Source organism: Nonomuraea sp. NPDC001684, assembly GCF_053596515.1.
In genome coordinates, this window is record NZ_JBSFGJ010000002.1 from 63,261 (window position 1) to 85,197 (window position 21,937).

Genomic DNA, 21,937 nt, shown 5'->3' on the forward strand with positions numbered 1-21,937 from the left:
GGAGCCTGGTCCTAGTCTCCAGGTTTGATCAGCGCCGCCTCGTACGCGACGATCACGGCCTGCGCCCGGTCCCTGACCCCGATCTTGGCGAACAGGCTGGTCACGTGGTTCTTGACGGTCGAGGGGGAGACGGCCAGCTGCCCGGCGATCTCGGTGTTCGACCGGCCCCTGGCGATCAGCACGAGGATCTCCCGCTCGCGCTCGGTCAGCGCGTCCAGCACGGGCGGCGCGGGCGCGGCCGGCGGCCTCGACGCGCGGACGAACGTGCCGATCAGCCGGGTCAGCAGCCGCGGCGCGACCGCCGACTCGCCCCGGTGCACCACGCGCACGCCCTCGATCAGCTCCTCCGGGGAGACGTCCTTGGGCAGGAAGCCGTCGGCGCCCGCCCGCAGCGCCGCGAGCACGTTCTCGTCCAGGTCGAAGGTGCTCAGCGCGAGCACCCGCACGCCCGGCAGCTCCGAGGTGATCAGCTCGGTGGCCCGCACGCCGTCGAGCCCCGGCATGTGCAGGTCCATCAGCACCACGTCGGGACGCAGCCGCCGGCTCAGCTCGACGGCCCGCTCGCCGTCGCCGGCCTCGCCCACCACGGACAGGTCGGGCTGCGCGTCGAGCATCAGCCGGAACCCCTTGCGGACCAGCTCGTGGTCGTCGACCAGCAGCACCGTGATCATGTTGCCTCCAAGGGGATGCGGGCGTGCACCCGGAATCCTCCCCCGGGACGCGGGCCGGTCGAAAGCTGGCCGCCGCACAACGCGACCCGCTCGGCCATGCCGCCCAGCCCGAACCCCGGCGCGCCGCCCTGCTGCGGCACGCCGTCGTCGAGCACCTCGACCTCCACCGCCTCGGACCCGTAGGCCAGGCGCACGCTGGCCCTGGCGCCGGCCGCGTGCTTGCGGGTGTTGGTCAGCGCCTCCTGCACGATCCGGTAGACGGCGTGGTCCACGGCCGAGGGCAGCGCCACCGGCTCGCCCGTGACGGTCAGGCTGGCGGGCAGCCCGGCGCTCCTGGCCTCGCCGATGAGTGCGGGCAGGCGGTCGGCCCCCACGCCGGTCGCGGCGTCCGGGCCGTCGTTGCCGTCGGCCCGCAGCACGTGCAGCAGCCGGCGCATCTCCGACATCGCCTGGCGGGCGGTCTGCTGGGCGCTCTCCAGCGCCTCGCGGGTGACCTCCTGCTCGGGCGCGAGCGTCGCCCGCGCGCCGCCGACCAGGGCGTTGATCACCGTGATGTGGTGCGCGACGACGTCGTGCAGCTCCCTGGCGATCCGCCGCCGCTCGGCCTGTACGGCGGCGTCGGCGGCCTCCAGCCTGCTGCGTTCGTTCAGCTCGGCCCTGGCCTTGACCAGCGCGCCGATGCCGGCCGGGATCGCGACGACGAAGGCGCCGGCCAGGAACTGCCCGAGGCCCGGCCCCTTGATCTCCATCACCGTGCCGTAGACCACGATCCCCACGACCGTCATGACCAGCGACGGACGGCCGGAGGAGTGCCGCACCAGGCTGTAGAAGGCGATGCCCTCCGGGATGGTGGCCGACGTCACGAGTCCGGCCGCGATGCCGACCACGTCGAACGCCGTCACGGCCCCGGCCACCAGCACCGGCCTGCTCCGGCGGACCAGCAGCAGCACGCTGGTCAGCAGGAAGTGCGCCGACCCCAGAGCCCCGTCGGCCCCCGTCTGGACGGACGACACGATCACCCCGAGGCCCGCGAACAGGGCGAGCACGACCACGATCGTGGTGTCGAAAACCCGGGGACGTCGGAAGAAATGGAAGATTCTGCGGAAAGGTCGCGCCCAGCGCACCATAAAACACTAAGTCACGAATTTTCTGATGCGACCGAGAGCATCCCCGACGATCACCCGGGCTACAACCGGAACAGGGCGCTGCGGTAACGTCGGCGCAAGGTGAGGGACGCGCGGAGGGCGGGGCATGAGCCGAACGGCACGAGTCATCTGGGACGACGCTCTCACCTCCTACAACTTCGGCCCGAGCCACCCGCTGGCGCCCATCAGGGTCGAGCTGACGATCGCGCTCGCCCGCGCGCTCGGCGTCCTCGACAAGGTCGAGATGGCCGGCTGCGCGCCCGCCGGCGACGACGAGCTGGCCATGGTGCACGACCGCGGCTACATCGAGGCGGTCAAGGGCGTCTCCGTGGCCGGCGTGCCCGACCTGCGGGCGGGGCTCGGCACCACCGACAATCCGGCCTTCAAGGGCGTGCACGAGGCGTCCGCGCTGATCGCGGGGGCGTCCCTGGCGGCGGCGCGCGCGGTCTGGGAGGGTGCGGCCGAGCACGCGGTCAACGTCGCGGGCGGGCTCCACCACGCCATGCCGGCCGCGGCCAGCGGCTTCTGCGTCTACAACGACCCGGCCCTGGCCATCGCCTGGCTGCTGGAGCAGGGGGCCACTCGGGTGGCCTACGTCGACGTCGACGTGCACCACGGCGACGGCGTGCAGGCCGTCTTCTACGACGACCCCCGGGTGCTGACGATCAGCCTGCACGAGAGCCCGCGCACGCTTTTCCCGGGCACCGGCTTCCCGCACGAGACCGGCGCGGAGGGCACGGCCGTCAACGTGGCGCTCCCGGCCGGCTGCGGCGACTCCGGCTGGCTGCGCGCCTTCCACGCGGTCGTGCCGCCGCTGCTGCGCGAGTTCGGCCCGGAGATCCTGGTCACCCAGCACGGCTGCGACAGCCACGCGCTCGACCCCCTCGCCAACCTCATGCTCAGCATCGACGGCCAGCGCGCCGCCTACGCGGCCCTGCACGACCTGGCGCACGAGACGGCGGGCGGCCGGTGGATCGCGGTGGGCGGCGGCGGTTACGAGCTCGTCCAGGTCGTGCCGCGCATCTGGACGCACCTCATCGCCGAGGCCGCCGGGCATCCCGTCGATCCGGCCACGCCCACCCCCGACGCCTGGCGCCAGTACGTCAGGGAGCGCACCGGCGAGGCGCCCCCGCTGACCATGACCGACGGACGTAACCCGGAATTTCGCGACATCTCCGGCGGTTATGACCCAGCGGACCCCATCGACCGTGCGGTCATGGCGACCCGGCAGGCGGTGTTCCCTCTGCACGGCCTCGACCCGATGCCCTGACGACCGCCCCGACGACGCTCGACGTCCTCGATGCCCCTGATGAGGAAGACCTGTGCTGAGCCGCGACGAACTCCGCCGACACCTGATCCACAGCCGTATCGCCGGTGACGTCGCGACGTCGCGCGAGAACAACCTCGACCACTACAGCTCGCTGGCCAACCGCGACCCGTACTACATGCTCGGCCTGACGTTCGAGCAGCCGTGGACCTTCCGGGACGTCCTCGACCTGATGGCCAAGTCGGCCGGCGTGGTCGCCGATCCCGGCCACCGCCGCGGCCAGGACACCATCGACCCCGACCTGACGATCGACGCGATCGACGCCATGGCGGCGCGCATCGCGTCGGTGTTGTCGCGACCGGCCCCGCGGGTGCTGTTCGCCACCGGCCACCCGACCGGGCTGCTCGCCGTCCACCTGCCGCTGGCCAGGTTCGCCGTCGAGCGTGGCGCGACCCTGCTCACCCCGGCCGAGGGCTGGACGTACGCCGGCTCCGGCTTCGGCCGTCCGCGCCGCATCCGCTACCTCCAGGACGTCGCCATGCTCGACGACCGCGGCGGCTTCGTGCACACCCACGACTCGGCCCCGATGCGGCACATGCTCGACGAGCTCGAAGTCGGGCTGCCCGACCTGGTGATCGCCGACCACGGCTGGGCGGGGGCGGCGGGCGAGGCGGGCGTGCCGACGGTGGCCTTCGCCGACAGCAACGACCCCGGCCTGTTCCTCGGCGAGGCCGAGGGAAAGATCGACGTCGTCGTGCCACTCGACGACAATGTGCTACCCCGCTATTACGCTCCGCTGACCGAGCGGTTGGTCACTCTGGTCTCACGAGCCCTTTGAGTCGAAAACGGCCCTCCCCATACCGTCTTTTCGCGCCTGCATTCCAAGAGGCTCGCTGTCCCTTTGCCAACTTTTGATGGGGCTTGGGCGACTCTTATGTGTGGCAACTTGGACAGTTCCAAGGTCCAGGCGAGGTGCTCGGCCTGGCTGCTAACCAGCGACTTTACTGGTCCGGCTGACAGGTGGCTCCGCGGGCTGAGAAAATAGGGGGTTTGCGCACCCGGAGTCCCGACTTACGCTGACGGCAGTACACGTGCGTGAGCAATGGCACCAGTGGGGATAACCCGGAAACACGTGCGGAAGAGGCGTCCGATGGGTGCAGGCGAAAGACCTCTCAGCGAGGTGAAGTTCCTGACCGTGGCTGAAGTCGCGACGGTCATGAGGGTGTCCAAGATGACGGTGTACCGGCTCGTCCACTCAGGGGAGCTGCCGGCCATCCGAGTTGGCCGGTCGTTCCGAGTGCCCGAGCAGGCGGTCCACGACTATCTGCGGGAGGCCTACATCGAGGCAGGTTGAAGTAGCGGCGCGCCCGAACGCGCCGTGAATTCGGTCGCGGGAGAAGCCCGGCCTGCGCACCACGAGGCCGGGCTTTCACCCCCCAAGGGGCGATCCACCCCCGATCGCCGGTAGTCTGTCACCCGGTGTGCGCTCGCACATCGATTCAGACTTGCTATCAGTACCTGGGGGTCCCGTGGGCTCTGTGATCAAGAAGCGCCGCAAGCGGATGGCCAAGAAGAAGCACCGCAAGCTGCTCAAGAAGACGCGCATCCAGCGGCGTAACAAGAAGTAACCGACGCAGCTGCGAGGCGCTGATGACCCACACCGTGCTTGTCACCGGGGTCTCGCGCCACATAGGCGCCCGGGTGGCGAGCGTCCTCGCGGCTGACCCGGAGATCAGCCGCGTCATCGGAGTGGACACCGTGCCGCCCCCCTCGCTGACGCGGGACGGCGGCATCACTCTGGGCCGGACGGAATTCGTCCGGGTCGATCTGCGCAGCCCCGACATCGCCGAGGTGATCGCGGCCGCGGACATCGACACCGTTGTGCACATGAGCCTGGTCAGCGCCCCGTCCAAGGGCGATGGCAGGGCCGCCATGAAGGAGCACAACGTCATCGGCACCATGCAACTGCTCGGTGCCTGCCAGCGGTCGTCGACCGTGCGGCGCGTGGTGGTGCGCTCCACCACCGCCGTCTACGGCTCGTCCCCGCGCGATCCCGCGGTGTTCACCGAGGACCTGGAGCCGCACGTCGGCCCGGTCCACGGCTACGCCAAGGACGCGGCGGAGGTCGAGGGCTACGTGCGCGGTTTCGCGCGCCGCCGCCCCGACGTGACGGTGTCGCTGCTGCGTTTCGCCAACTTCATGGGTCCGGGCGTCGACTCGCCGCTCACGCGGTACTTCACCCAGCCCGTCCTGCCGACGGTGTTCGGCTTCGACCCGCGGTTGCAGTTCGTCCACGAGGACGACGCGGTCGAGGTGCTGCGCAGGATGGCGAACGAAGACCACCCCGGCACGTTCAACGTGGCCGGGGCAGGCGTGTTGCTGCTGTCGCAGTGCGCGCGTCGGGCCGGGCGGGCGTCGCTGCCGCTGCTCGCGCCCGTCTTCCGCACGCTCGGCAACACCGTGCGCAGGCTCGGCCTCGTCGAGTACTCGCCCGAGCAGCTGCGGCTGATGAGCTACGGCCGGGCGGTCGACACCGCCAGGCTGGAGGCCGAGCTGGGCTGGCGGCCCAAGTACACCACCGCGGCGGCCTTCGACGACTTCGTGCGTTCACGGGGTATGCATCCGTTCGGAGGTGTGCGTCCGTGAGCGTGCCGCACGAGGAGGAAGGCCGGGTGATCCCGATCAGCGCCGCGCCGTCCTACGAGGAGCCCGACCCGCTGGCCCGGCTGCTGGCGTTCGTCCGCCGGCGCATCACCGGCGACTACGAGGTCGACGAGTTCGGCTACGACCCCGAGCTGACCGACAAGGTGCTCCTTGAGCTGATCAGGCCGCTCTACCACCGCTGGTTCAGGGTCGAGACGGCCGAGCTGAAGAACGTGCCCGCCGAGGGCGGCGCGCTGGTGGTGGCCAACCACTCCGGCACGCTGCCGATCGACGCGCTCATGATGCAGGTCGCCCTGCACGACGAGGCGGGCCGGGCCGTCCGCCTGCTCGGGGCCGACCTGGTCTACCAGCTCCCGCTGCTCGGTCACCTGTCCCGCAAGACCGGCCACACGCTGGCCTGCCCCGAGGACGCCGACCGGCTGCTGCGCAAGGGCGAGCTGGTCGGCGTGTTCCCCGAGGGCTTCAAGGGCGTGGGCAAGCCGTTCTCCGAGCGCTACAAGCTGCAGCGGTTCGGCCGGGGCGGGTTCGTGGCCTCGGCGATCCGCGCGGGCGTGCCGATCGTGCCCACGGCAATCGTGGGGGCCGAGGAGATCTATCCGAAGATCGGCGACCTGAAGTTCCTGGCGCGCATCCTCGGCGTCCCCTACCTGCCGATCACGCCGTTCTTCCCGTTGCTCGGGCCGCTCGGGCTGGTGCCGCTGCCGTCCAAGTGGATGATCGAGTTCGGCGAGCCGATCCGCACCGACGAGTACGAGCCCGCCGCGGCCGACGACCCGATGCTGGTGTTCAACCTGACCGACCACGTGCGCGAGGTCGTCCAGCAGATGCTCAACGAGTTGCGGCTGCGCAGGGGGCCGGCCTTCCCGCCGTTCCTGTGAAGGGTGCAACCGGTCGCGTCCGGCCGGTGTTCTTGCGGGTGCAGTCATTGACACCCGAGAGGAACCTCTTCGATGGATCTCCAGCTTTCCGGCCGTGTGGCCGTCGTCACCGGCGCGTCCAAGGGCATCGGCCTGGCCGTCGCGCGCACCCTGGCGGAGGAGGGCGTGCACGTCGTGGCGGCCTCGCGGACCGCGCCCGACGCCAAGGTGACGCACGTCGCGGTGGACCTGATGGACCCGCAGGCGCCCGCCCGGGTGATCGCCCGAGCCGTCGAGGAGTTCGGCGGGGTGGACATCCTGGTCAACAACGCCGGCGGGCCGCCCCCCGGCGTGACGCTGCCCCGGGTCGGGTTCATGGCGCCGGGCGACGACGACTGGCAGGCCATGTTCGAGTTCAACCTGTTCGCGGCCGTACGCATGATCCGCGCGGCCGTGCCCCTCATGGTGGAGCGCGGCGGCGGCTCGATCGTGAACATCTCCTCCGGCTCGGCCCGCCAGCCCGGGGCCATGAACGTGGACTACGGCGCGGCCAAGGCCGCCATGAACCACGTGAGCAAGGCCGTCTCGGAGGAGTACGGCCCGCAGGGCGTCCGGGTGAACACGATCTCGCCCGGCCCGGTGCTGACCGACTGGTGGACCAAGGACGGCGGCGCCGCCGACGTCATCGCCGGAATGGCCGGGGCCTCGAAGGAGGACGTCATCGCCCAGGTCGCCCCCGGCATGATGAAGCTGGCCACCGGACGCCTGGTGAGCCCGCAGGAGATCGCCGACATGGTGGCCCTGCTGGTCTCGCCGCGCTCGGGCAGCACGACCGGCGCCGACATCGCCGTGGACGGCGGGTTCCTGAAGGAGATCTGAACCCTCTTGGCGGGTTGTGGCAAGACATCCGTGACCGATTCTCCACAGAAGGGCGGAGATGATCACGCAACCCGCCACCAGGGGGGCGGACTCGGAGCTCATGAGCGCCTCCCTGACCGAGCCGGAGGCGTTCGCCGAGCTGTTCGACCGCTACTCCGCCATGCTCTACCGGTACGTCTCCAAACGCCTCGGCCCTGAGCCCGCCGAGGACCTCGTCGGCGAGACGTTCCTCGTCGCGTTCTCCCGCCGCAAGAGCTACGACCTGTCCTGCCCCGACGCCAGGCCGTGGCTCTTCGGCATCCTCACCAAGCTCATCTCCCGCCACCACCGCAAGGAGGCGGCGCGGTACCGGGCGTTCCTGCGGTCCCCCCTCGACCAGGACGTGGAGTCGCCCGCCGACCGCGTCGCCGCGGGGGTCACGGCGCAGGCCGCCCGTCCCCGCCTGGCGGGCGCGCTGGCCGCGCTGCCCGCCAAGGACCGGGACGTCCTGCTGCTGATCGCCTGGGGCGACCTCACCTACGAAGAGGTCGCCCGGGCCCTCGGCATCCCGATCGGAACCGTGCGCTCCCGCCTCAACAGGGGCAGGCGGAAGGTGCGGGCCGCGCTCGGCGACACCAACCCCATGCTGGCGGAGGAGTGACCATGGACGACCTGCGGATGCTCCGCGACCTCGGCGGGGAACTGGAGCACGAGCCGCCCCCGACGCTCGCCCGCCAGCGCGACCGCCTGCTGCGGGAGCGCCCGCGCCGCCGATGGAACGCCTACTGGACGGCCGGCCTGGTCGCCTTGGGCACGGCCGCGGCCGTCGCGGTGCCGACCATGCTGGTCAACAGCAACATCGTGGCCGCTCCGTCGACGGGCGTGCGGCCGGTCGACATCACCGGCGCCCGCAACATCCTGGTGATCGGCTCCGACACGCGCGGCGGGCCGGGCAACGCCGACTACGGCCCCGCCATGGCCAGGACGCCCGACAAGGGCGGCAGGCGCTCCGACACCATCCTGCTCGTGCACGTGCCCGCCGACCGCGGCCAGGCCGTCGGGGTCAGCGTGCCGCGCGACTCGATCGTGCAGATCCCGTCGTGCGGGTCCGACCCGGCGCGGAAGGACATGATCAACTCGGCGTACAACACCGGGGGAGCGGGCTGTCTGGTCAAGACGCTGGAGAAGCTCACCGACGTCCGCATCGACCACACGGTCGAGGTCGACTTCGCCGGCTTCAAGGGCATGGTGGACGCGCTCGGCGGCGTGCAGATCACGCTCAGGTCGCCCGTGGACGACAAGGCGTCCAAGCTGAAACTGCCCGCGGGCAAGGTCATGCTCAACGGCGAGAGCGCCCTCGGCTACGCCCGCCTGCGCCGCTACGGCGACGGCTCGGACGTCCAGCGGATCAAGCGGCAGCAGATCCTGCTGCTGGCGATGCTGAAGAAGGCGAGGAGCACGGCCGCCGACCCGGCCCGGCTGCGCGACTTCGTCGGCGAGGTGCGCAAGTCGGTCAAGACGGACCTGAGCCTGGAGGCCATGGTCGAGCTGGCCAGGGCCACGTCCGCGACGCGGGTGGCGTTCGTCACCGTGCCCTGGAAACCGGCCCAGGACGACCCCAACCGGATCGAGTGGCGGCAGCCGGACGCCCAGAAGCTGTTCGAACGCCTGCGATGACCGGCGCCGGCGCGCGCCCGGCCGTGGACGTCAAGGAGCCGTCCACGCCGCCGGGCCGCGCCGGTGGCCCCGTCGGCGGCCTCGTGGGCGGGCGGTCAGTGGGAGCGGTAGTGCCTGCGCAGGGCGATGCCGGCCGCGACGCCGCCCGCGATCGCGCCGACCCCGGCCGCGATCGGCAGTGCGGTCATGGTGGCCTTGCGGCCGGTGCGGAAGTCCTTCACCGGCCAGTCGTGCTTCCTGGCGTGCTCGCGCAGCTCGCTGTCGGGGTTGATCGCCACCGCGCTGCCGACCAGCGACAACATCGGCAGGTCGTTGGCCGAGTCGCTGTAGGCCGTGCAGCGGGTCAGGTCGAGCCCTTCGCGGCGGGCCAGCGCGCGCACCGCCTCCGCCTTGGCCGGGCCGTGCAGCAGGTCGCCCACCAGGTGGCCGGTGTAGACGCCGCCGGCGGTCTCGGCGACCGTGCCGAGCGCGCCGGTGAGGCCGAGCCGCTGGGCGATGACCCGGGCCAGCTCGACGGGCGTGGCCGTGACGAGCCAGACGCGCTGGCCGGCGTCGAGGTGGCTCTGCGCGAGCGCGCGGGTGCCGCCCCAGATGCGGTCGGCCATGACCTCGTCGTAGATCTCCTCGCCGAGGCGGACGACGTCGTCGACCTTGGCGCCCGCGACGAAGGCGAGCGCGGTCTCCCGGGCGACCGCGATGTGCTCCGGGTTCTCGTTGCCGCGCAGCCGGAACACGGCCTGGCCGACGGCGAACTTCAGCAGATCGGATGTGGTGAACATGCCGCGCGTGGCCAGCCCGCGGGCGAAGTGGTAGATGGACGCGCCGCGCATCATGGTGTTGTCGACGTCGAAGAAGGCCGCCGCCTCCAGGTCCGGCTCGACCGGCTCGGTGGGCGCGACGGTGACCGCCGCCCGCGCCGCGGCCTCGCCGGCGGCCTCGGCCCCAACCTCGTGTCGTCGTCGCATTAGCCGCCACATGCGGTTCAGCTTACCTAGCCGGTGCCACGAGCCCCTCGATGTAGTCGAGGTAGCCGGCGGCCTGTCCCTTCTGTGCCTCGTTGAGGTGGTCCAGCATCGGCTCGACCGTCTCCCGCTGCTTCTGGGCGAACTTCTTGATCTTGGACGAGCGGGGCTGCGTACGCGTCAGCCGGCTGATCCCGGAGCGGGTGGAGTCCTCCATGTCCTTGAGCGTCTGGCCGACCAGCGGGCTGTCGGTGGACGAGCCGAGCAGGCTCGCGACCTCCTTGGCGCGGGTCTCGGCCGAGGCCAGCTCGCGCTCGCCGCGTTGGGCGTCGTCGGTGCTCAGGTGCACGAGGGTGCTCTCCGCGGCCCTCTTGAGCGGGTAGAGCGTGTCGCCCGGGACCGCCTGGTACGTGGCGAAGGACGCCACCATCATGGCCCCCGCCAGGCCGAGCGTGGCGACCTGGGACAGCAGCGGACGGCGTCGGCGGCGTACGGACGGCACGGCCGGGACCGGCGCGGGCTCCTCGTCGGGGGCCGTCAGCAGCAGGCGGCCGGAGACCAGGTCCTCGCGCAGGCGCTCGCGGAACGCCGCCTCGGGCCCGCCGCCCAGAGACGGGCCGTGCAGCTCCGTGAGACGCTCGATGACGAGCTCCCGCCGCCTGCGCGCCCTACTCATGACAGCTCCCTGAGGGATCCAGCCGTGCCAACTGGCCTAACGAGGTGCGGGTGGGAGAGGTTACGCCAGGTCGTGCTTGAGTGCCCTGGCGAGCGTTCGAATGGCCCGAAACTGCAGCGCTTTGATCGCTCCACTCTTCTTCCCCATGATCAACGCGGTTTCCGCGAGCGAGAGGCCGTGCAGGAAGCGCAGCACCACGCATTCCTGCTGGTCGGGATTGAGATCGCGGACGGCGCGCAGCACCCGGTCGTTCATGATGGCCGTGACCACCGCGTTCTCCGGGATGTGCGCGCCTTCGAGCGGCACGTCGATCAGCTCTCCCGTCGGGATCTCCAGTCGGTAGCGGCCGGACTTGAAGTGGTCGGCCACCAGGTTCCTGGCGATGGTGACGAGCCAGGCGCCGAAGTCGCGGCCCTGCCAGGTGAAGTCGCCGATCCTGCGCAGCGCGCGCAGGAAGGTCTCGCTGGTCAGGTCCTCGGCGAGCTGGTGGGAGCCGACCCGGAAGTAGATGTAGCGGTAGACGAGGTCCACATAGCGGTCGTAGAGCGTGCCAAAGGAGTCCGTGCATCCGTTCTTGGCGTGCAGCACCAGCGTGCGGATGTCGTCGGGCACTTCTTCGCGCACGCCAAGCTCGCCCGTCCGGGCAGGTCCAGCGACCGCTGGAGCAAGCAGCCCGGCGAACGGCCACGAATCAGGCATCCGGTATCCCTAGGGGTAAGGGGTGCGGCGTGCTCGAATACTCTAGAAATCAACTGGAAATTCCACAATCCGCGCCTGCTGGCCTGGCTACGAGTAATCGCCCTATACCGTATAGGCGCCTACCCCACAGCCTGCGGCGAAGCCCCTCATGGAGCGCCTGTTTCCTCTTCGGCTACCGGCCGGGAGGCATCGTCCGGCAGCATTGGAGTCACCATGGAGATCCTCGTTGCTGTCATAGCCCTTGCCGGTGCGCTCCTCGCCGCCGTCGCGACCGGAGCCCTGATCCGCCGGCTGCGCGACGAGCCCGAGGGGTGGTTGATCGCCTGGACCGTTGCAGCTGGAGCCCTGTGCCTGTCGCTGGCCGCGATCGGCGTCGGTTACGTCCTGGGGTTCGGGCCGGTCACGTTCCGCCTCTACCAGGTGACCGGGTCGCTGCTCGCGCCGCTCTGGCTGGCCGTGGGCCTGATCCAGCTGCTGTCCGACAAGGTGCCGCCGAGGTTCCTGGCCTGGCTGTTCGGCATCGCGCTCACCGTCGTCTCCGTCGCGATCCTGACCTTCGACCCGCTCAGGTCCACCGACCTGGGCAAGTCGCTGCCGTCCGGCTCGGCCATGTGGGGGCTCATCCCGGACAAGCTGCTCATCGGCGTGCACACGATCGACGTGCTCGTCCTGCTGGCGTGCGTGGTGGTGGCCGGGCTCAAGTGGCGCGGCGGCGACGAGTACGACACCGACAACCTCCATGCGGTCCTGGTCATCGCGCCGTCGAGCATCGCCCTGGTGGGGGCCATGCGGTTCTCGGTGCCGCCGCTGTTCACCACCGCGCTGCTCGCGGTGGGCGCGGCGGCGATCTGGTACACCGTGCTGCGCCCGCTGGCGCCGTACGAGGACGACGAGGACGACCTGGAGACGCCGCACGACGACGTGGAGCGCCGACCGGGCCGCAGGGTCGCGCCCGAGCCCGTGCCGGTGCCGGTGCCGGCCGCCGAGCCGCCTCCCGTGGCGCCCCCGCGCCGCTCGCCCGGCCTGGGCGACCTGGTGGCCGAGTACCGGGCGGGCGACCAGCAGGTCGACTATGCCGCCAGGATGGGGGCCGCGCCCGACTCGGGCCCCGCGACCGGCTACATCATGAACGGCTCCCCGCCCCCGCGCATGGACACCTCCCCGCGCATGGACGCCCAGCCCTCCCGGCCCGACTACTCGATGCCCGGCACCGGCGTGGCCTACCCGGGCGCCGAACTGTTCGCCCCGTCGCAGCCCCAGCAGGCGGGCGGCAGGCCCTCGCCCAGCATCTACGGCCTGCTCACCGTCTTCACGATCATGGACGGCGCCGGCGACGCGTTCGACCGCCTGGCCGAGGCCACCGTCGAGGCCGTGCGCCGCGGCGAGCCCGACACGCTCGTCTACGCCTGCCACGCCGTCAAGTCGGCGCCCCTGCAGCGCATCGTCTACGAGCTCTACCGCGACGAGGTCGCCTACCGCGACCACCAGCGCCAGCCGCACGTCGAGCGGTTCCTCAACGAGCGTCAGGCGATGGTGCTGGCCACCAACGTCATCGAGCTCAACGTCAACGCCGCGAAGGTGGTGCCGCTGCCCACCGTCATGTTCTGACCGTCGTGTCCTAGGCGAGGGCGGCGCGCAGGCGGGCCTCGTCGACCCGCCAGAAGTCGTGCTGCACGCCGTCGATCAGCGTCACCGGGATCATCTCCCAGTACTTCTCCCTGAGCTCCTCGGAGGAGTCGATGCTGACCTCCTCCCACGGCACGCCCAGCTCTCCGGCCACCCTGGCGATGACCGCGCGGGCGTCGTCACAGAGGTGGCAGCCGGGTTTGCCGAGCAAGGTGATGCGATGCATGTCCCCAACCGTAGCGCCCCTACTTTGTGCATCGGTTCACAAAGGGATTAACCTGAAAGACGGTTCTAATCCGTTCAGCGGTCCCCACCGCCCGTTCCCTGGAGCTCCGGCACGTGAAGAGCACGTCCCAGTCCCGTGACCGCGGCATCCCCGAGGCGACGGTCGCCAGGCTTCCGTTGTACCTGCGGGCGCTGCACGGGATGGCGGAGCGCGGCGTCGCGACCGTGAGCTCGGAGGACCTGGCCGTGGCCGCGGGCGTGAACTCGGCCAAGCTCCGCAAGGATCTTTCGCACCTCGGCTCGTACGGCACCCGCGGCGTAGGCTACGAGGTGGAGTACCTCGTCTACCAGATCTCCCGCGAACTCGGCCTGACCCAGGACTGGGCGGTCGCGATCGTCGGGGTCGGCAACCTCGGCCGCGCCCTGGCGAACTACGGCGGCTTCGTCTCCAGGGGCTTCCGCGTGGCCGCGCTCTTCGACGCCGACCCCGAAGTCGTGGGCGACACCATCGCGGGGTTGAATGTGGAGCACATCGACGAACTGGAAGCCGTCATCAAGCGGCGTGGAGTCTCGATCGTGGTACTGGCGACACCGGCGGTAGCGGCGCAGGAAGTGTGCGATCGTGTTGTCGCCGTGGGCGTGACCAGCATCCTGAACTTCGCCCCAGTCGTTCTCACCGTTCCGGACACCGTCGACGTCCGGAAGGTCGACCTGTCAATCGAACTGCAGATTCTCGCGTTCCACGAGCAACGCAAAGCTGGGGGGCCACTCATGGCGGTGGACGGTCAATGAGTGTTCTGGCGATCGGACTCAGCCACCGGACCGCTCCGGTGGCGCTTCTCGAACGCGTCTCGGTGACCGGTGACGCGCTGGTCAAGCTGCTGCACGACGTGCAGCAGGACACCAGCGTCGCGGAGGCCATGGTGATCTCGACCTGCAACAGGGTCGAGATCTACGTCACGGTCGACCGCTTCCACGCCGCGGTCACCTCGATCAGCGGGCTGCTGGCCGTCCACTCCGGCGTGCCGGCCGACGAGCTGACCCCGCATCTCTACGTGCACTACGAGGAGCGGGCCGTCGAGCACCTGTTCTCGATGGTGTGCGGCCTCGACTCCATGGCCGTCGGCGAGGGCCAGATCCTGGGCCAGGTCCGCCAGGCGCTCAAGCTCGCCCAGAAGCACGGCACGGTCGGCGCGACCCTCAACGAGCTGACGCAGCAGGCGCTGCGCGTCGGCAAGCGCGCCCACACCGACACCGGCATCGACCAGGCGGGTCCCTCGCTGGTCTCGGCGGGCCTCGCGCTCGCCGGCGACCTGGCCGGGCGGCGGGCGCTGGTGGTGGGCGCGGGCTCGATGAGCTCGCTGGCCGCCGTCACGCTGCAGCGCGCCGGGGTCACCGACATCGTCGTGGCCAACCGCACGTACGAGCGGGGCGCGCGGCTGGCCGAGTCGGTCGGCGGCCGGGCTGTCGCGTTCGCCGCCGTGCGCGAGGAGCTGGCGGACGCCGACATCGTGATCACCTGCACCGGCGCCGGGCGGCACGTCATCACCCCCGACATGCTGACCAGGGGCGCGTTCCTGCTCGACCTGGCGCTGCCGCACGACATCGACCCGGCCGTGCGCGAGGTGCCCGGCGTCACGCTGGTCGACCTGGAGACGATCCAGGAGTCCGGCGTCGGCTCGCGCGGCGGCGACGCCGTGGAGTCCGTGCGCGCGCTCGTGGCCGAGGAGCTGAACGCCTACCTCGACGCCGCCCGCGCCGCCCGCGTCACCCCGACCGTGGTGGCGCTGCGCAGCAAGGCGGCGGGCGTGGTGGAGTCCGAGCTGGGCCGCCTGATGATGCGCATGCCCGATCTCGAGGACAAGGCCAGGGACGAAATCGCCATGACCGTGCAGAGGGTCGTTGACAAACTGCTTCACGAGCCGACTGTGCGTGTCAAGCAGCTCGCCGCCGGTCCAGGGGGCGATCATTATGCGGAAGCCCTGCGTGAGTTGTTCAATCTCGATCCGAAGATGCCCGCGGCCGTGAGGGAGGTGGAGCTGTGAACCTGCGGTTGGGCACCCGCCGCAGCATGCTGGCGACCACGCAGTCCCAGATGGTGGCCGACGCCCTCACCGCGCGCACCGGGCACCCGGTCGAGCTGGTGGGCGTGACGACCTTCGGCGACGTGACCAAGGCGCACCTGGCGCAGCTCGGCGGCACCGGCGTGTTCGTCAGCGCGCTGCGCGACAAGCTGGTCGAGGGCGAGATCGACTTCGCCGTCCACTCGCTGAAGGACCTGCCGACCAAGCAGGACCCGCGCTTCACGCTGGCCGCGCTCCCCGAGCGCCACGACCACCGCGACGCGCTGGTCGGCTCGCACAAGTTCGCCGACCTGCCCGCAGGGGCCAGGGTCGGCACGGGCTCGCCGCGCCGCGTCGCCATGCTGAGCGCGCTCCGCCCCGACCTGGAGTACGTCCCGATCCGCGGCAACGCCGACACGCGCATCGGCAAGATCGCCGCGGGCGAGCTCGACGCCGTCGTGCTGGCCAGCGCCGGGCTCACCAGGCTCGGCCGCGGCGGCGAGATCGCGCAGATCTTCGAGGTCGAGGAGCTGCTGCCGGCCCCCGGCCAGGGCGCGCTCGCCGTGGAGTGCCTGGCCGCGCGCACCGACCTGATCGAGACCCTCTCCGTGCTCGACGACCCGCGCACGCGCAGCGCGGTGACCGCCGAACGCGCCGTGCTGTCCGCCCTGGAAGCAGGCTGCGCCGCACCCGTGGGTGCTTTCGCGGCCGATCACGGGCACACTCTGAACCTGACCGCAGTGGTCGTCTCCATCGACGGCCGCGAAGCGGTCCGCAAGTCCGCCGCCGGTTCTCCTTCGGAGGCTGCACAGCTGGGCCGCCTCCTGGCGGCCGAGATGATCGCCGAAGGGGCCGACAGATTGATGGGGGAGCAATCCCATTGAGCTCCGATAGTCCAACCTCCGGTTTCGTCGCCTTCGTGGGGGCGGGTCCCGGTGACCCCAACCTGCTGACGCTCCGCGCCGCCGAACTTCTCGGCAAGGCGGACGCCGTCGTGCTCGACGACGAGCAGTCCGGCCCGCTGCTCAAGCACTGCCGCGAGGGCGTCGAGGTCGCCGAGGGCGACTACGTCCAGCGGGCCAAGGCCGGGCAGCTCGTGGTGCGCCTGTGCGCGGGCGACCCCATGTTGTTCTCCTCGATCGACGACGAGGTCGCGGCCTGCGTGGCGGCGGAGGTGGACTTCGAGATCGTGCCCGGCGTGCCGCCCGCGACCGCGGTGCTCACCTACGCCGGCATCCCGGCGGCCACGGCCGTGCCCGAGTTCCGCGTCGTCGACGCCGCTCAGGAGCAGGACTGGTCGTCCCACGCCGCCACCCGCGGCACGCTGGTGATCTACAACGGCATCGCCGAGGCCGTCGCCATCGGCAAGGCGCTGATCGCCGGCGGCAAGCCCGACACCACGCCGGTCGCCGTCAGCAGCGGCGGCACCACCACCGAGCAGTACACCGTCGTGTCCTCGCTCGGCCGGCTCCAGGCCGACCTGAAGCACGCCGGGTTCACCGAGCCCGCGCTGATCGTCGTCGGCGAGGCCGTGGGGCAGCGCGAGCGGCTGTCGTGGTTCGAGACCAAGCCGCTGTTCGGCTGGCGGGTGCTGGTGCCGCGCACGAAGGAGCAGTCCCGCAGCCTGTCCGAGCAGCTCGTGGCCTATGGCGCGGTGCCCGAGGAGGTGCCGACCATCTCGGTCGAGCCGCCGCGCACGCCGCAGCAGATGGACCGCGCCATCAAGGGCCTGGTCACCGGCCGCTACGAGTGGGTGGCCTTCACCAGCGCCAACGCCGTCAAGGCGGTGCGCGAGAAGTTCGAGGAGTACGGGCTCGACGCGCGGGCCTTCGCCGGGCTCAAGGTGGCCGCCGTGGGCGAGGCCACCTCGCGGGCCCTGGTCGAGTTCGGCGTCAAGCCCGACCTGCTGCCCTCGGGCGAGCAGTCCTCCGAAGGGCTCGTGGCCGAGTGGCCGCCCTACGACTCGATGCTCGACCCGATCAACCGGGTGCTGCTGCCCCGGGCCGACATCTCGACCGACACGCTGGTGGCCGGGCTCACCGAGCTGGGCTGGGAGTGCGACGACGTGACGGCGTACCGGACGGTGCGCGCCGCGCCGCCGCCCGCGCCCATCCGCGAGGCGATCAAGGGCGGCGGCTTCGACGCCGTGCTGTTCACCTCGTCCTCCACCGTGCGCAATCTGGTCGGCATCGCGGGCAAGCCGCACAACGTCACCGTGATCGCGGTGATCGGGCCGCAGACGGCCAAGACGGCCGAGGAGTTCGGGCTCCGGGTCGACGTCATGTCCGACAAGCCATCCGCATCAGCCCTGGCCGCAGCGCTGGCCGAGTTCGGTGCCAAGCAGCGCCAGGCGGCCGTGGCCGCGGGTGACAGCCCGCGCAGGCCGTCCCAGAACCGCCGTGGCGCCAGGAGGAGAGCCAAGTGAGCGCCCAGTACCCCGTCGCACGTCCCCGGCGCCTGCGTCGCAGCCAGGCGCTGCGCCGGATGGTGTCGGGCACGCGGCTGCACGCCGCGGACCTGATCCTGCCGCTGTTCGTCAAGGAGGGCATCGACGCGCCGCAGCCGGTGTCGTCCATGCCGGGCGTGTTCCAGCACACCCGCGACTCGCTGCGCAAGGCCGCGCACGACGCGGCCGAGGCGGGCGTGGGCGGCCTGATCCTGTTCGGCATCCCCGCGGTCAAGGACGCGACCGGGTCGGCGGCCGACGACCCCGACGGCATCCTCCAGGTCGCGCTGCGCGAGGTGACCGCCGAGGTCGGCGACGCCCTCGTGGTCATGGCCGACACCTGCCTCGACGAGTTCACCGACCACGGCCACTGCGGGATCCTGACCCCGTCCGGCGAGGTGGACAACGACGCCACGCTGGAGCGTTACGCCTCCATCGCGCTGGCCCAGGCCGCCGCCGGCTCCCAGATGATCGCGCCGAGCGGCATGATGGACGGCCAGGTCGGCGCCATCCGCGCCGCGCTCGACGGGGCCGGCCACGCCGACGTCCCGATCCTGTCCTACTCCGTCAAGTACGCCTCCGCCTTCTTCGGGCCGTTCCGCGAGGCCGCCGAGTGCGCGCCGCAGTTCGGCGACCGCAGCACCCACCAGCAGGACCCGGCCGGGCCGCTGGAGGAGGCGCTGCGCGAGGTCAGGCTCGACCTGGCGGAGGGCGCCGACGCCGTCATGGTCAAGCCGGCGCTGGCCTACCTCGACGTCATCACCCGGGTGCGCGACGCGGTCGACGTGCCGGTGGCGGCCTACCAGGTGAGCGGCGAGTACGCGATGGTCGAGGCGGCGGCGGCCAACGGCTGGATCGACCGCGACCGGACGATCATGGAGTCGCTGGTCGCCATCAAGCGCGCCGGCGCGGACATGATCCTCACGTACTGGGCGACGGAAGTGGCGCGCCAGCTCTAACCAAGGGGTTTCCCGTCAACTCCTGAGGCGTGTGCGTTAGAGTGCGATGACAAGTGCTGGTGTGTCCCGCGGTGTGCGAACGGCCCGGAGCCGGGACCTCCTCAGGCGCTGACTCGACGGGAGACACCATGGTGGGGGTACCACTGGCTCGGCGTACCAGAAAGCGGTCGCGCCCGACACGCATCGATTCCGTGCTGGAGTACGCGTCCCTGGGCTGGCCCGTGGTGCCGGGAGCCTTTCCGCTGCGGCACGGCCCGCGCGCGTGTTCGTGCGACCGCGTCGGCTGTCCCGACCCCGGCGCCCATCCGCTCTCGCCCGCCTGGCACATGCAGGCCACGACGGACACGACGCTGCTGACCCGCTGGTGGGAGAGCGAGCCGGAGGCCAACGTGATCCTGCCCACAGGGCGCGTGTTCGACGTGTTCGACGTACCGCTCGCCGCCGGCCTGTCGGCCCTCACCAGGATCGACGCCGCCGGAGCCCACCCAGGCCCGGTCGCCGCTCAAGGCGACCGGGTCTTGTTCTATGTGGCCACCCGCGGCAACCCCGAGGACGAGGACGAGTGGTGGTCCTGCCAGCTCGACTGCGACCCGGCCACCATCGACGACACGCCGGGCCTGCGCTGGCACTGCCGCGACAGCTACGTGCTCGCGCCGCCCTCCATGCTGCCCTCGGGCCAGCCGGTCTCCTGGCTCCGGCCCCCGGACGGCCGTCCGCTGCCCGACCCGCTGCGCATCCTGGAATGGCTCGCCGACTGAGCACGCCCCGCGGCGGGGGCACGGACCTGCGGGACTAACCTGGGTCGGGTGAGCCGTACACAGAACTCCGAAGGTCTTTTCACCCGCGCCAGGGAAGTGGTGCCCGGCGGCGTCAACTCGCCCGTGCGCGCGTTCGGCGCGGTGGGCGGCACGCCGCGTTTCATGGCCTCGGGCCAGGGGCCGTACATCACCGACGTCGACGGCAACCGCTACGTCGACCTGGTCTGCTCCTGGGGCCCGATGATCCTCGGCCACCGGCATCCCGCGGTCGTCGAGGCCGTCTCCGGCGCGGTCGCCCACGGCTTCTCCTACGGCACCGCCACGCCGGGCGAGGTCGAGCTGGCCGAGGAGATCGTCTCCCGGATGGCGCCGGTCGAGAAGGTGCGCCTGGTCAGCTCCGGCACCGAGGCGACGATGAGCGCGGTGCGCCTGGCGCGCGGCTTCACCGGGCGGTCCAAGGTGATCAAGTTCGCCGGCTGCTACCACGGGCACGTCGACGCCCTGCTGGCCTCGGCCGGGTCGGGAGTGGTCACGTTCGGGCTGCCGGACACCCCCGGGGTGACCGGGGCGTCGGCGGCCGACACGATCGTGCTGCCGTACAACGACATCCAGGCGGTGGCGGAGGCGTTCGCGGCCGCCGAGGTGGCCTGCGTGATCACCGAGGCGTGCCCGGCGAACATGGGCGTCGTCCCGCCGCGCGACGGGTTCAACGCCCGGCTGCGCGAGCTGTGCACGGCCAACGGCGCGCTGCTCATCGTCGACGAGGTGCTGACCGGCTTCCGCGTCTCGTCCGCCGGCTGGTACGGCCTCGACCCGGTCGACGCCGACCTGATGACGTTCGGCAAGGTCATGGGCGGGGGCCTGCCCGCTGCGGCGTTCGGCGGCCGGGCCGACGTGATGGCCTTCCTGGCTCCGGAGGGCCCGGTCTACCAGGCGGGCACGCTGTCCGGCAATCCGCTGGCGTGCGCCGCGGGCCTGGCGACCCTGCGCGCCCTCGACGCCGACGCCTACGCGCGCATCGACGCCGCGGCGCTCGCGGTGGGCGACGCGGCGGCCGAGGCGCTGGCGAAGGCGGGCGTGCCCCACCGGTTGCAGCGTGCCGGCAGCCTGTTCTCGATCTTCTTCGCCGAGGGCGAGGTGACGAACTTCGACCAGGCCAAGGCACAGAACACGGCGGCCTTCACCGCGTTCTTCCACGCGATGCTCGACCAGGGCGTCTACCTGCCGCCGTCGGCGTACGAGGCGTGGTTCCTGTCGGCCTCGCACGATGACGAGGCGCTCAACCGGATAGCCGAGGCCCTGCCGGCAGCGGCGAAGGCGGCCGCGGCGGTTCTGTAGCCCGGCGCGGCCTGGTGCCGGCGTACAGCACGCCGGCGACGATGAGGGCCGCGGCCAGCAGCTCGGTCCAGGACAGGGGCTCGCCGGCCACCAGCGCGGCCGAAGACATGCCGAACACCGGCACCAGCAGCGTGTACGGCGCCACGGTCGAGGCGTCGTACCGGCGCAGCAGCCAGCCCCACACGCCGAACCCGCCGAGCGTCGAGACGAAGGCCACGTAGGCCAACGACAACCAGCCCTCGGCGGGGGCCGTCAGCACGGGCGGCCCCTCGACCAGCAGCGACAGCAGCAGGAGGGGCGGCGCGGAGAACGCGCTCACCCACACCATGAACCGCAGCGAGTCCGGCGGCGCGGCCCTGCGCTGCACCACGTTGCCGAGCCCCCAGGCCGCGGCGGCGGCCACGCACAGGGCGAAGGCGCCCAGCGGGCCGGACACCCCGAAGTCGAACGCGACCAGGGCCAGGCCGCCGAAGGCGACCGCCAGGCCGAGGACGCGGCGGGCGGTGAGCCGCTCGCCGAGCAGCGTCACCGCGAACAGCACGGTGAACAACGCCTGCATCTGCAGGACGAGAGAGGTCAGTCCGGCTGGCATGCCCGCTCGCATGCCCACCAGCAACAGGCCGAACTGACCCACTCCGAGAGTGGCCGCCACCCCGGCGACCCAGCGCCACGGGACTCCCGGCCGCCCCGCGAGCAGCAGGGCGGGGAACGCCGCCAGGGTGAACCTGATCCCCGCGTACAGCAGGGGAGGGAAGTGCTTCAGGCCGACCTGCATGACGACGAAGTTGAAGCCCCACACGGCCGCGAGGCCGACGGCGAGGGCGAGGTGGCGGGGGCTCACGCAGAGCGGGTCTTCTGGTACCGGTTGCGCTGCTCGCGAGCCTGCTCGGCGAGGACCTTCAGGTACGAGGTGGAACGGGTCTCGGGCTTCCTGCTCTTAATGATTCGCATGCATATATTTTCATCTGCTTCAGATACAAGGACAAGCGAGACTTTCTACGCTAAACCCTTTAGTCTGGCTTACATGTTGGACCTGAACCGGCTCA

24 protein-coding genes are annotated in these 21,937 nt (G+C 71.3%); 17 read left to right on the forward strand and 7 right to left on the reverse strand.

Translation table 11 applies throughout. From position 1 onward, the window contains the following. Positions 1 to 11 precede the first annotated feature (11 nt). Positions 12 to 671, reverse strand: a complete 660-nt coding sequence (locus ACWCSD_RS01085) for a response regulator (protein WP_387678005.1) — start codon at positions 669 to 671, stop codon at positions 12 to 14. After that, a complete protein-coding gene (locus tag ACWCSD_RS01090; RefSeq protein WP_449912312.1) occupies positions 668 to 1,717 on the reverse strand; it encodes a sensor histidine kinase in 1,050 nt (349 codons plus the stop codon). Before ACWCSD_RS01090 ends, ACWCSD_RS01085 begins: the two co-directional genes overlap by 4 nt. 205 nt (positions 1,718 to 1,922) lie before the next feature. On the opposite strand from ACWCSD_RS01090, the gene ACWCSD_RS01095 reads away from it, so the two are divergent. The 9 genes from ACWCSD_RS01095 to ACWCSD_RS01135 all read left to right on the forward strand — a co-directional run bounded on the left by ACWCSD_RS01095 (position 1,923) and on the right by ACWCSD_RS01135 (position 9,139). Continuing rightward, positions 1,923 to 3,086, forward strand: a complete 1,164-nt coding sequence (locus tag ACWCSD_RS01095) for an acetoin utilization protein AcuC (RefSeq protein ID WP_358290323.1) — start codon at positions 1,923 to 1,925, stop codon at positions 3,084 to 3,086. Positions 3,087 to 3,138: 52 nt separating this feature from the next. Continuing rightward, entirely contained in the window at positions 3,139 to 3,921 is a 783-nt protein-coding gene (locus tag ACWCSD_RS01100) for a phosphatase (protein ID WP_449912314.1), read from the forward strand. 312 nt (positions 3,922 to 4,233) lie between these two features. Then, positions 4,234 to 4,437 carry a helix-turn-helix domain-containing protein gene (locus ACWCSD_RS01105; RefSeq protein WP_026214222.1) on the forward strand — a complete coding sequence of 68 codons (204 nt, stop codon included), beginning with the start codon at positions 4,234 to 4,236 and terminating at the stop codon, positions 4,435 to 4,437. A gap of 175 nt (positions 4,438 to 4,612) precedes the next feature. Then, positions 4,613 to 4,711, forward strand: coding sequence for a 30S ribosomal protein bS22 (locus ACWCSD_RS01110; RefSeq protein WP_018654693.1), 99 nt, complete (start codon positions 4,613 to 4,615; stop codon positions 4,709 to 4,711). 22 nt (positions 4,712 to 4,733) lie between these two features. Continuing rightward, the gene (locus tag ACWCSD_RS01115) at positions 4,734 to 5,729 is read left to right on the forward strand and encodes an NAD-dependent epimerase/dehydratase family protein (protein ID WP_358290316.1); all 996 of its coding nucleotides are present in this window, start codon (positions 4,734 to 4,736) and stop codon (positions 5,727 to 5,729) included. Then, positions 5,726 to 6,625, forward strand: a complete 900-nt coding sequence (locus ACWCSD_RS01120) for a lysophospholipid acyltransferase family protein (RefSeq protein WP_397154628.1) — start codon at positions 5,726 to 5,728, stop codon at positions 6,623 to 6,625. The genes ACWCSD_RS01115 and ACWCSD_RS01120 overlap by 4 nt, the downstream gene beginning before the upstream one ends. A gap of 72 nt (positions 6,626 to 6,697) precedes the next feature. After that, positions 6,698 to 7,483 (forward strand): SDR family NAD(P)-dependent oxidoreductase, encoded by a 786-nt coding sequence (locus ACWCSD_RS01125; RefSeq protein ID WP_358290313.1) that lies wholly within the window; start codon positions 6,698 to 6,700, stop codon positions 7,481 to 7,483. A gap of 58 nt (positions 7,484 to 7,541) precedes the next feature. Further along, entirely contained in the window at positions 7,542 to 8,123 is a 582-nt protein-coding gene (locus tag ACWCSD_RS01130; RefSeq protein WP_397154625.1) for an RNA polymerase sigma factor, read from the forward strand. 2 nt (positions 8,124 to 8,125) lie between these two features. Then, a complete protein-coding gene (locus ACWCSD_RS01135; RefSeq protein WP_449912317.1) occupies positions 8,126 to 9,139 on the forward strand; it encodes an LCP family protein in 1,014 nt (337 codons plus the stop codon). A 95-nt stretch (positions 9,140 to 9,234) separates the two neighbouring features. Here the strand turns inward: ACWCSD_RS01135 and ACWCSD_RS01140 are convergent, their stop codons facing one another. From ACWCSD_RS01140 to ACWCSD_RS01150, 3 genes are read right to left on the reverse strand one after another with little or no spacing between them, the layout of a single operon-like run. Further along, the gene (locus ACWCSD_RS01140) at positions 9,235 to 10,116 is read right to left on the reverse strand and encodes an HAD family hydrolase (RefSeq protein WP_449912319.1); all 882 of its coding nucleotides are present in this window, start codon (positions 10,114 to 10,116) and stop codon (positions 9,235 to 9,237) included. Between the two features lie 10 nt (positions 10,117 to 10,126). Then, on the reverse strand, positions 10,127 to 10,777 hold the full coding sequence (locus ACWCSD_RS01145) for a DUF5667 domain-containing protein (protein ID WP_449912321.1): 651 nt from the start codon (positions 10,775 to 10,777) through the stop codon (positions 10,127 to 10,129). A gap of 60 nt (positions 10,778 to 10,837) precedes the next feature. Continuing rightward, on the reverse strand, positions 10,838 to 11,401 hold the full coding sequence (locus ACWCSD_RS01150) for a sigma-70 family RNA polymerase sigma factor (protein ID WP_357966288.1): 564 nt from the start codon (positions 11,399 to 11,401) through the stop codon (positions 10,838 to 10,840). Positions 11,402 to 11,689: 288 nt separating this feature from the next. Here ACWCSD_RS01150 and ACWCSD_RS01155 point away from each other — a divergent pair, with 288 nt between their 5' ends. Next, positions 11,690 to 13,084 carry a putative quinol monooxygenase gene (locus ACWCSD_RS01155; protein WP_449912323.1) on the forward strand — a complete coding sequence of 465 codons (1,395 nt, stop codon included), beginning with the start codon at positions 11,690 to 11,692 and terminating at the stop codon, positions 13,082 to 13,084. Between the two features lie 10 nt (positions 13,085 to 13,094). Here ACWCSD_RS01155 and ACWCSD_RS01160 read toward each other — a convergent pair whose 3' ends face one another. Next, entirely contained in the window at positions 13,095 to 13,328 is a 234-nt protein-coding gene (locus tag ACWCSD_RS01160) for a glutaredoxin family protein (protein ID WP_352322537.1), read from the reverse strand. A 113-nt stretch (positions 13,329 to 13,441) separates the two neighbouring features. Between ACWCSD_RS01160 and ACWCSD_RS01165 the strand changes: the two genes are divergently transcribed. The 7 genes from ACWCSD_RS01165 to hemL all read left to right on the forward strand — a co-directional run bounded on the left by ACWCSD_RS01165 (position 13,442) and on the right by hemL (position 20,891). Further along, on the forward strand, positions 13,442 to 14,119 hold the full coding sequence (locus ACWCSD_RS01165; RefSeq protein WP_449912326.1) for a redox-sensing transcriptional repressor Rex: 678 nt from the start codon (positions 13,442 to 13,444) through the stop codon (positions 14,117 to 14,119). After that, complete coding sequence (locus ACWCSD_RS01170) at positions 14,116 to 15,372, forward strand: glutamyl-tRNA reductase (RefSeq protein ID WP_449912328.1); 1,257 nt, start codon at positions 14,116 to 14,118, stop codon at positions 15,370 to 15,372. Before ACWCSD_RS01165 ends, ACWCSD_RS01170 begins: the two co-directional genes overlap by 4 nt. Continuing rightward, a complete protein-coding gene (hemC, locus tag ACWCSD_RS01175; RefSeq protein WP_364327342.1) occupies positions 15,369 to 16,274 on the forward strand; it encodes a hydroxymethylbilane synthase in 906 nt (301 codons plus the stop codon). The genes ACWCSD_RS01170 and hemC overlap by 4 nt, the downstream gene beginning before the upstream one ends. Before the next feature lie 35 nt (positions 16,275 to 16,309). After that, positions 16,310 to 17,815, forward strand: coding sequence for a bifunctional uroporphyrinogen-III C-methyltransferase/uroporphyrinogen-III synthase (locus tag ACWCSD_RS01180; RefSeq protein ID WP_352322533.1), 1,506 nt, complete (start codon positions 16,310 to 16,312; stop codon positions 17,813 to 17,815). After that, a complete protein-coding gene (gene hemB, locus ACWCSD_RS01185; protein ID WP_397154615.1) occupies positions 17,812 to 18,795 on the forward strand; it encodes a porphobilinogen synthase in 984 nt (327 codons plus the stop codon). Before ACWCSD_RS01180 ends, hemB begins: the two co-directional genes overlap by 4 nt. Positions 18,796 to 18,923: 128 nt before the next feature. Next, positions 18,924 to 19,553, forward strand: a complete 630-nt coding sequence (locus ACWCSD_RS01190) for a bifunctional DNA primase/polymerase (protein WP_352357287.1) — start codon at positions 18,924 to 18,926, stop codon at positions 19,551 to 19,553. Positions 19,554 to 19,601: 48 nt separating this feature from the next. After that, a complete protein-coding gene (gene hemL / locus ACWCSD_RS01195) occupies positions 19,602 to 20,891 on the forward strand; it encodes a glutamate-1-semialdehyde 2,1-aminomutase (RefSeq protein WP_397154613.1) in 1,290 nt (429 codons plus the stop codon). Here the strand turns inward: hemL and ACWCSD_RS01200 are convergent. Beyond that, positions 20,833 to 21,732, reverse strand: a complete 900-nt coding sequence (locus ACWCSD_RS01200) for an EamA family transporter (RefSeq protein WP_449912333.1) — start codon at positions 21,730 to 21,732, stop codon at positions 20,833 to 20,835. The genes hemL and ACWCSD_RS01200 overlap by 59 nt on opposite strands. Positions 21,733 to 21,937: the final 205 nt, after the last annotated feature.

What these genes read in the sequence shown, in the direction of transcription:
- ACWCSD_RS01085 (WP_387678005.1), bottom strand. Translation starts at nt 671, where the DNA reads ATGATCACGGTGCTGCTGGTCGACGACCACGAGCTGGTCCGCAAGGGG.
- ACWCSD_RS01095 (WP_358290323.1), top strand. Translation starts at nt 1,923, where the DNA reads ATGAGCCGAACGGCACGAGTCATCTGGGACGACGCTCTCACCTCCTAC.
- ACWCSD_RS01105 (WP_026214222.1), top strand. Translation starts at nt 4,234, where the DNA reads ATGGGTGCAGGCGAAAGACCTCTCAGCGAGGTGAAGTTCCTGACCGTG.
- ACWCSD_RS01115 (WP_358290316.1), top strand. Translation starts at nt 4,734, where the DNA reads ATGACCCACACCGTGCTTGTCACCGGGGTCTCGCGCCACATAGGCGCC.
- ACWCSD_RS01125 (WP_358290313.1), top strand. Translation starts at nt 6,698, where the DNA reads ATGGATCTCCAGCTTTCCGGCCGTGTGGCCGTCGTCACCGGCGCGTCC.
- ACWCSD_RS01130 (WP_397154625.1), top strand. Translation starts at nt 7,542, where the DNA reads ATGATCACGCAACCCGCCACCAGGGGGGCGGACTCGGAGCTCATGAGC.
- ACWCSD_RS01135 (WP_449912317.1), top strand. Translation starts at nt 8,126, where the DNA reads ATGGACGACCTGCGGATGCTCCGCGACCTCGGCGGGGAACTGGAGCAC.
- ACWCSD_RS01140 (WP_449912319.1), bottom strand. Translation starts at nt 10,116, where the DNA reads ATGTGGCGGCTAATGCGACGACGACACGAGGTTGGGGCCGAGGCCGCC.
- ACWCSD_RS01145 (WP_449912321.1), bottom strand. Translation starts at nt 10,777, where the DNA reads ATGAGTAGGGCGCGCAGGCGGCGGGAGCTCGTCATCGAGCGTCTCACG.
- ACWCSD_RS01155 (WP_449912323.1), top strand. Translation starts at nt 11,690, where the DNA reads ATGGAGATCCTCGTTGCTGTCATAGCCCTTGCCGGTGCGCTCCTCGCC.
- ACWCSD_RS01160 (WP_352322537.1), bottom strand. Translation starts at nt 13,328, where the DNA reads ATGCATCGCATCACCTTGCTCGGCAAACCCGGCTGCCACCTCTGTGAC.
- ACWCSD_RS01170 (WP_449912328.1), top strand. Translation starts at nt 14,116, where the DNA reads ATGAGTGTTCTGGCGATCGGACTCAGCCACCGGACCGCTCCGGTGGCG.
- ACWCSD_RS01190 (WP_352357287.1), top strand. Translation starts at nt 18,924, where the DNA reads ATGGTGGGGGTACCACTGGCTCGGCGTACCAGAAAGCGGTCGCGCCCG.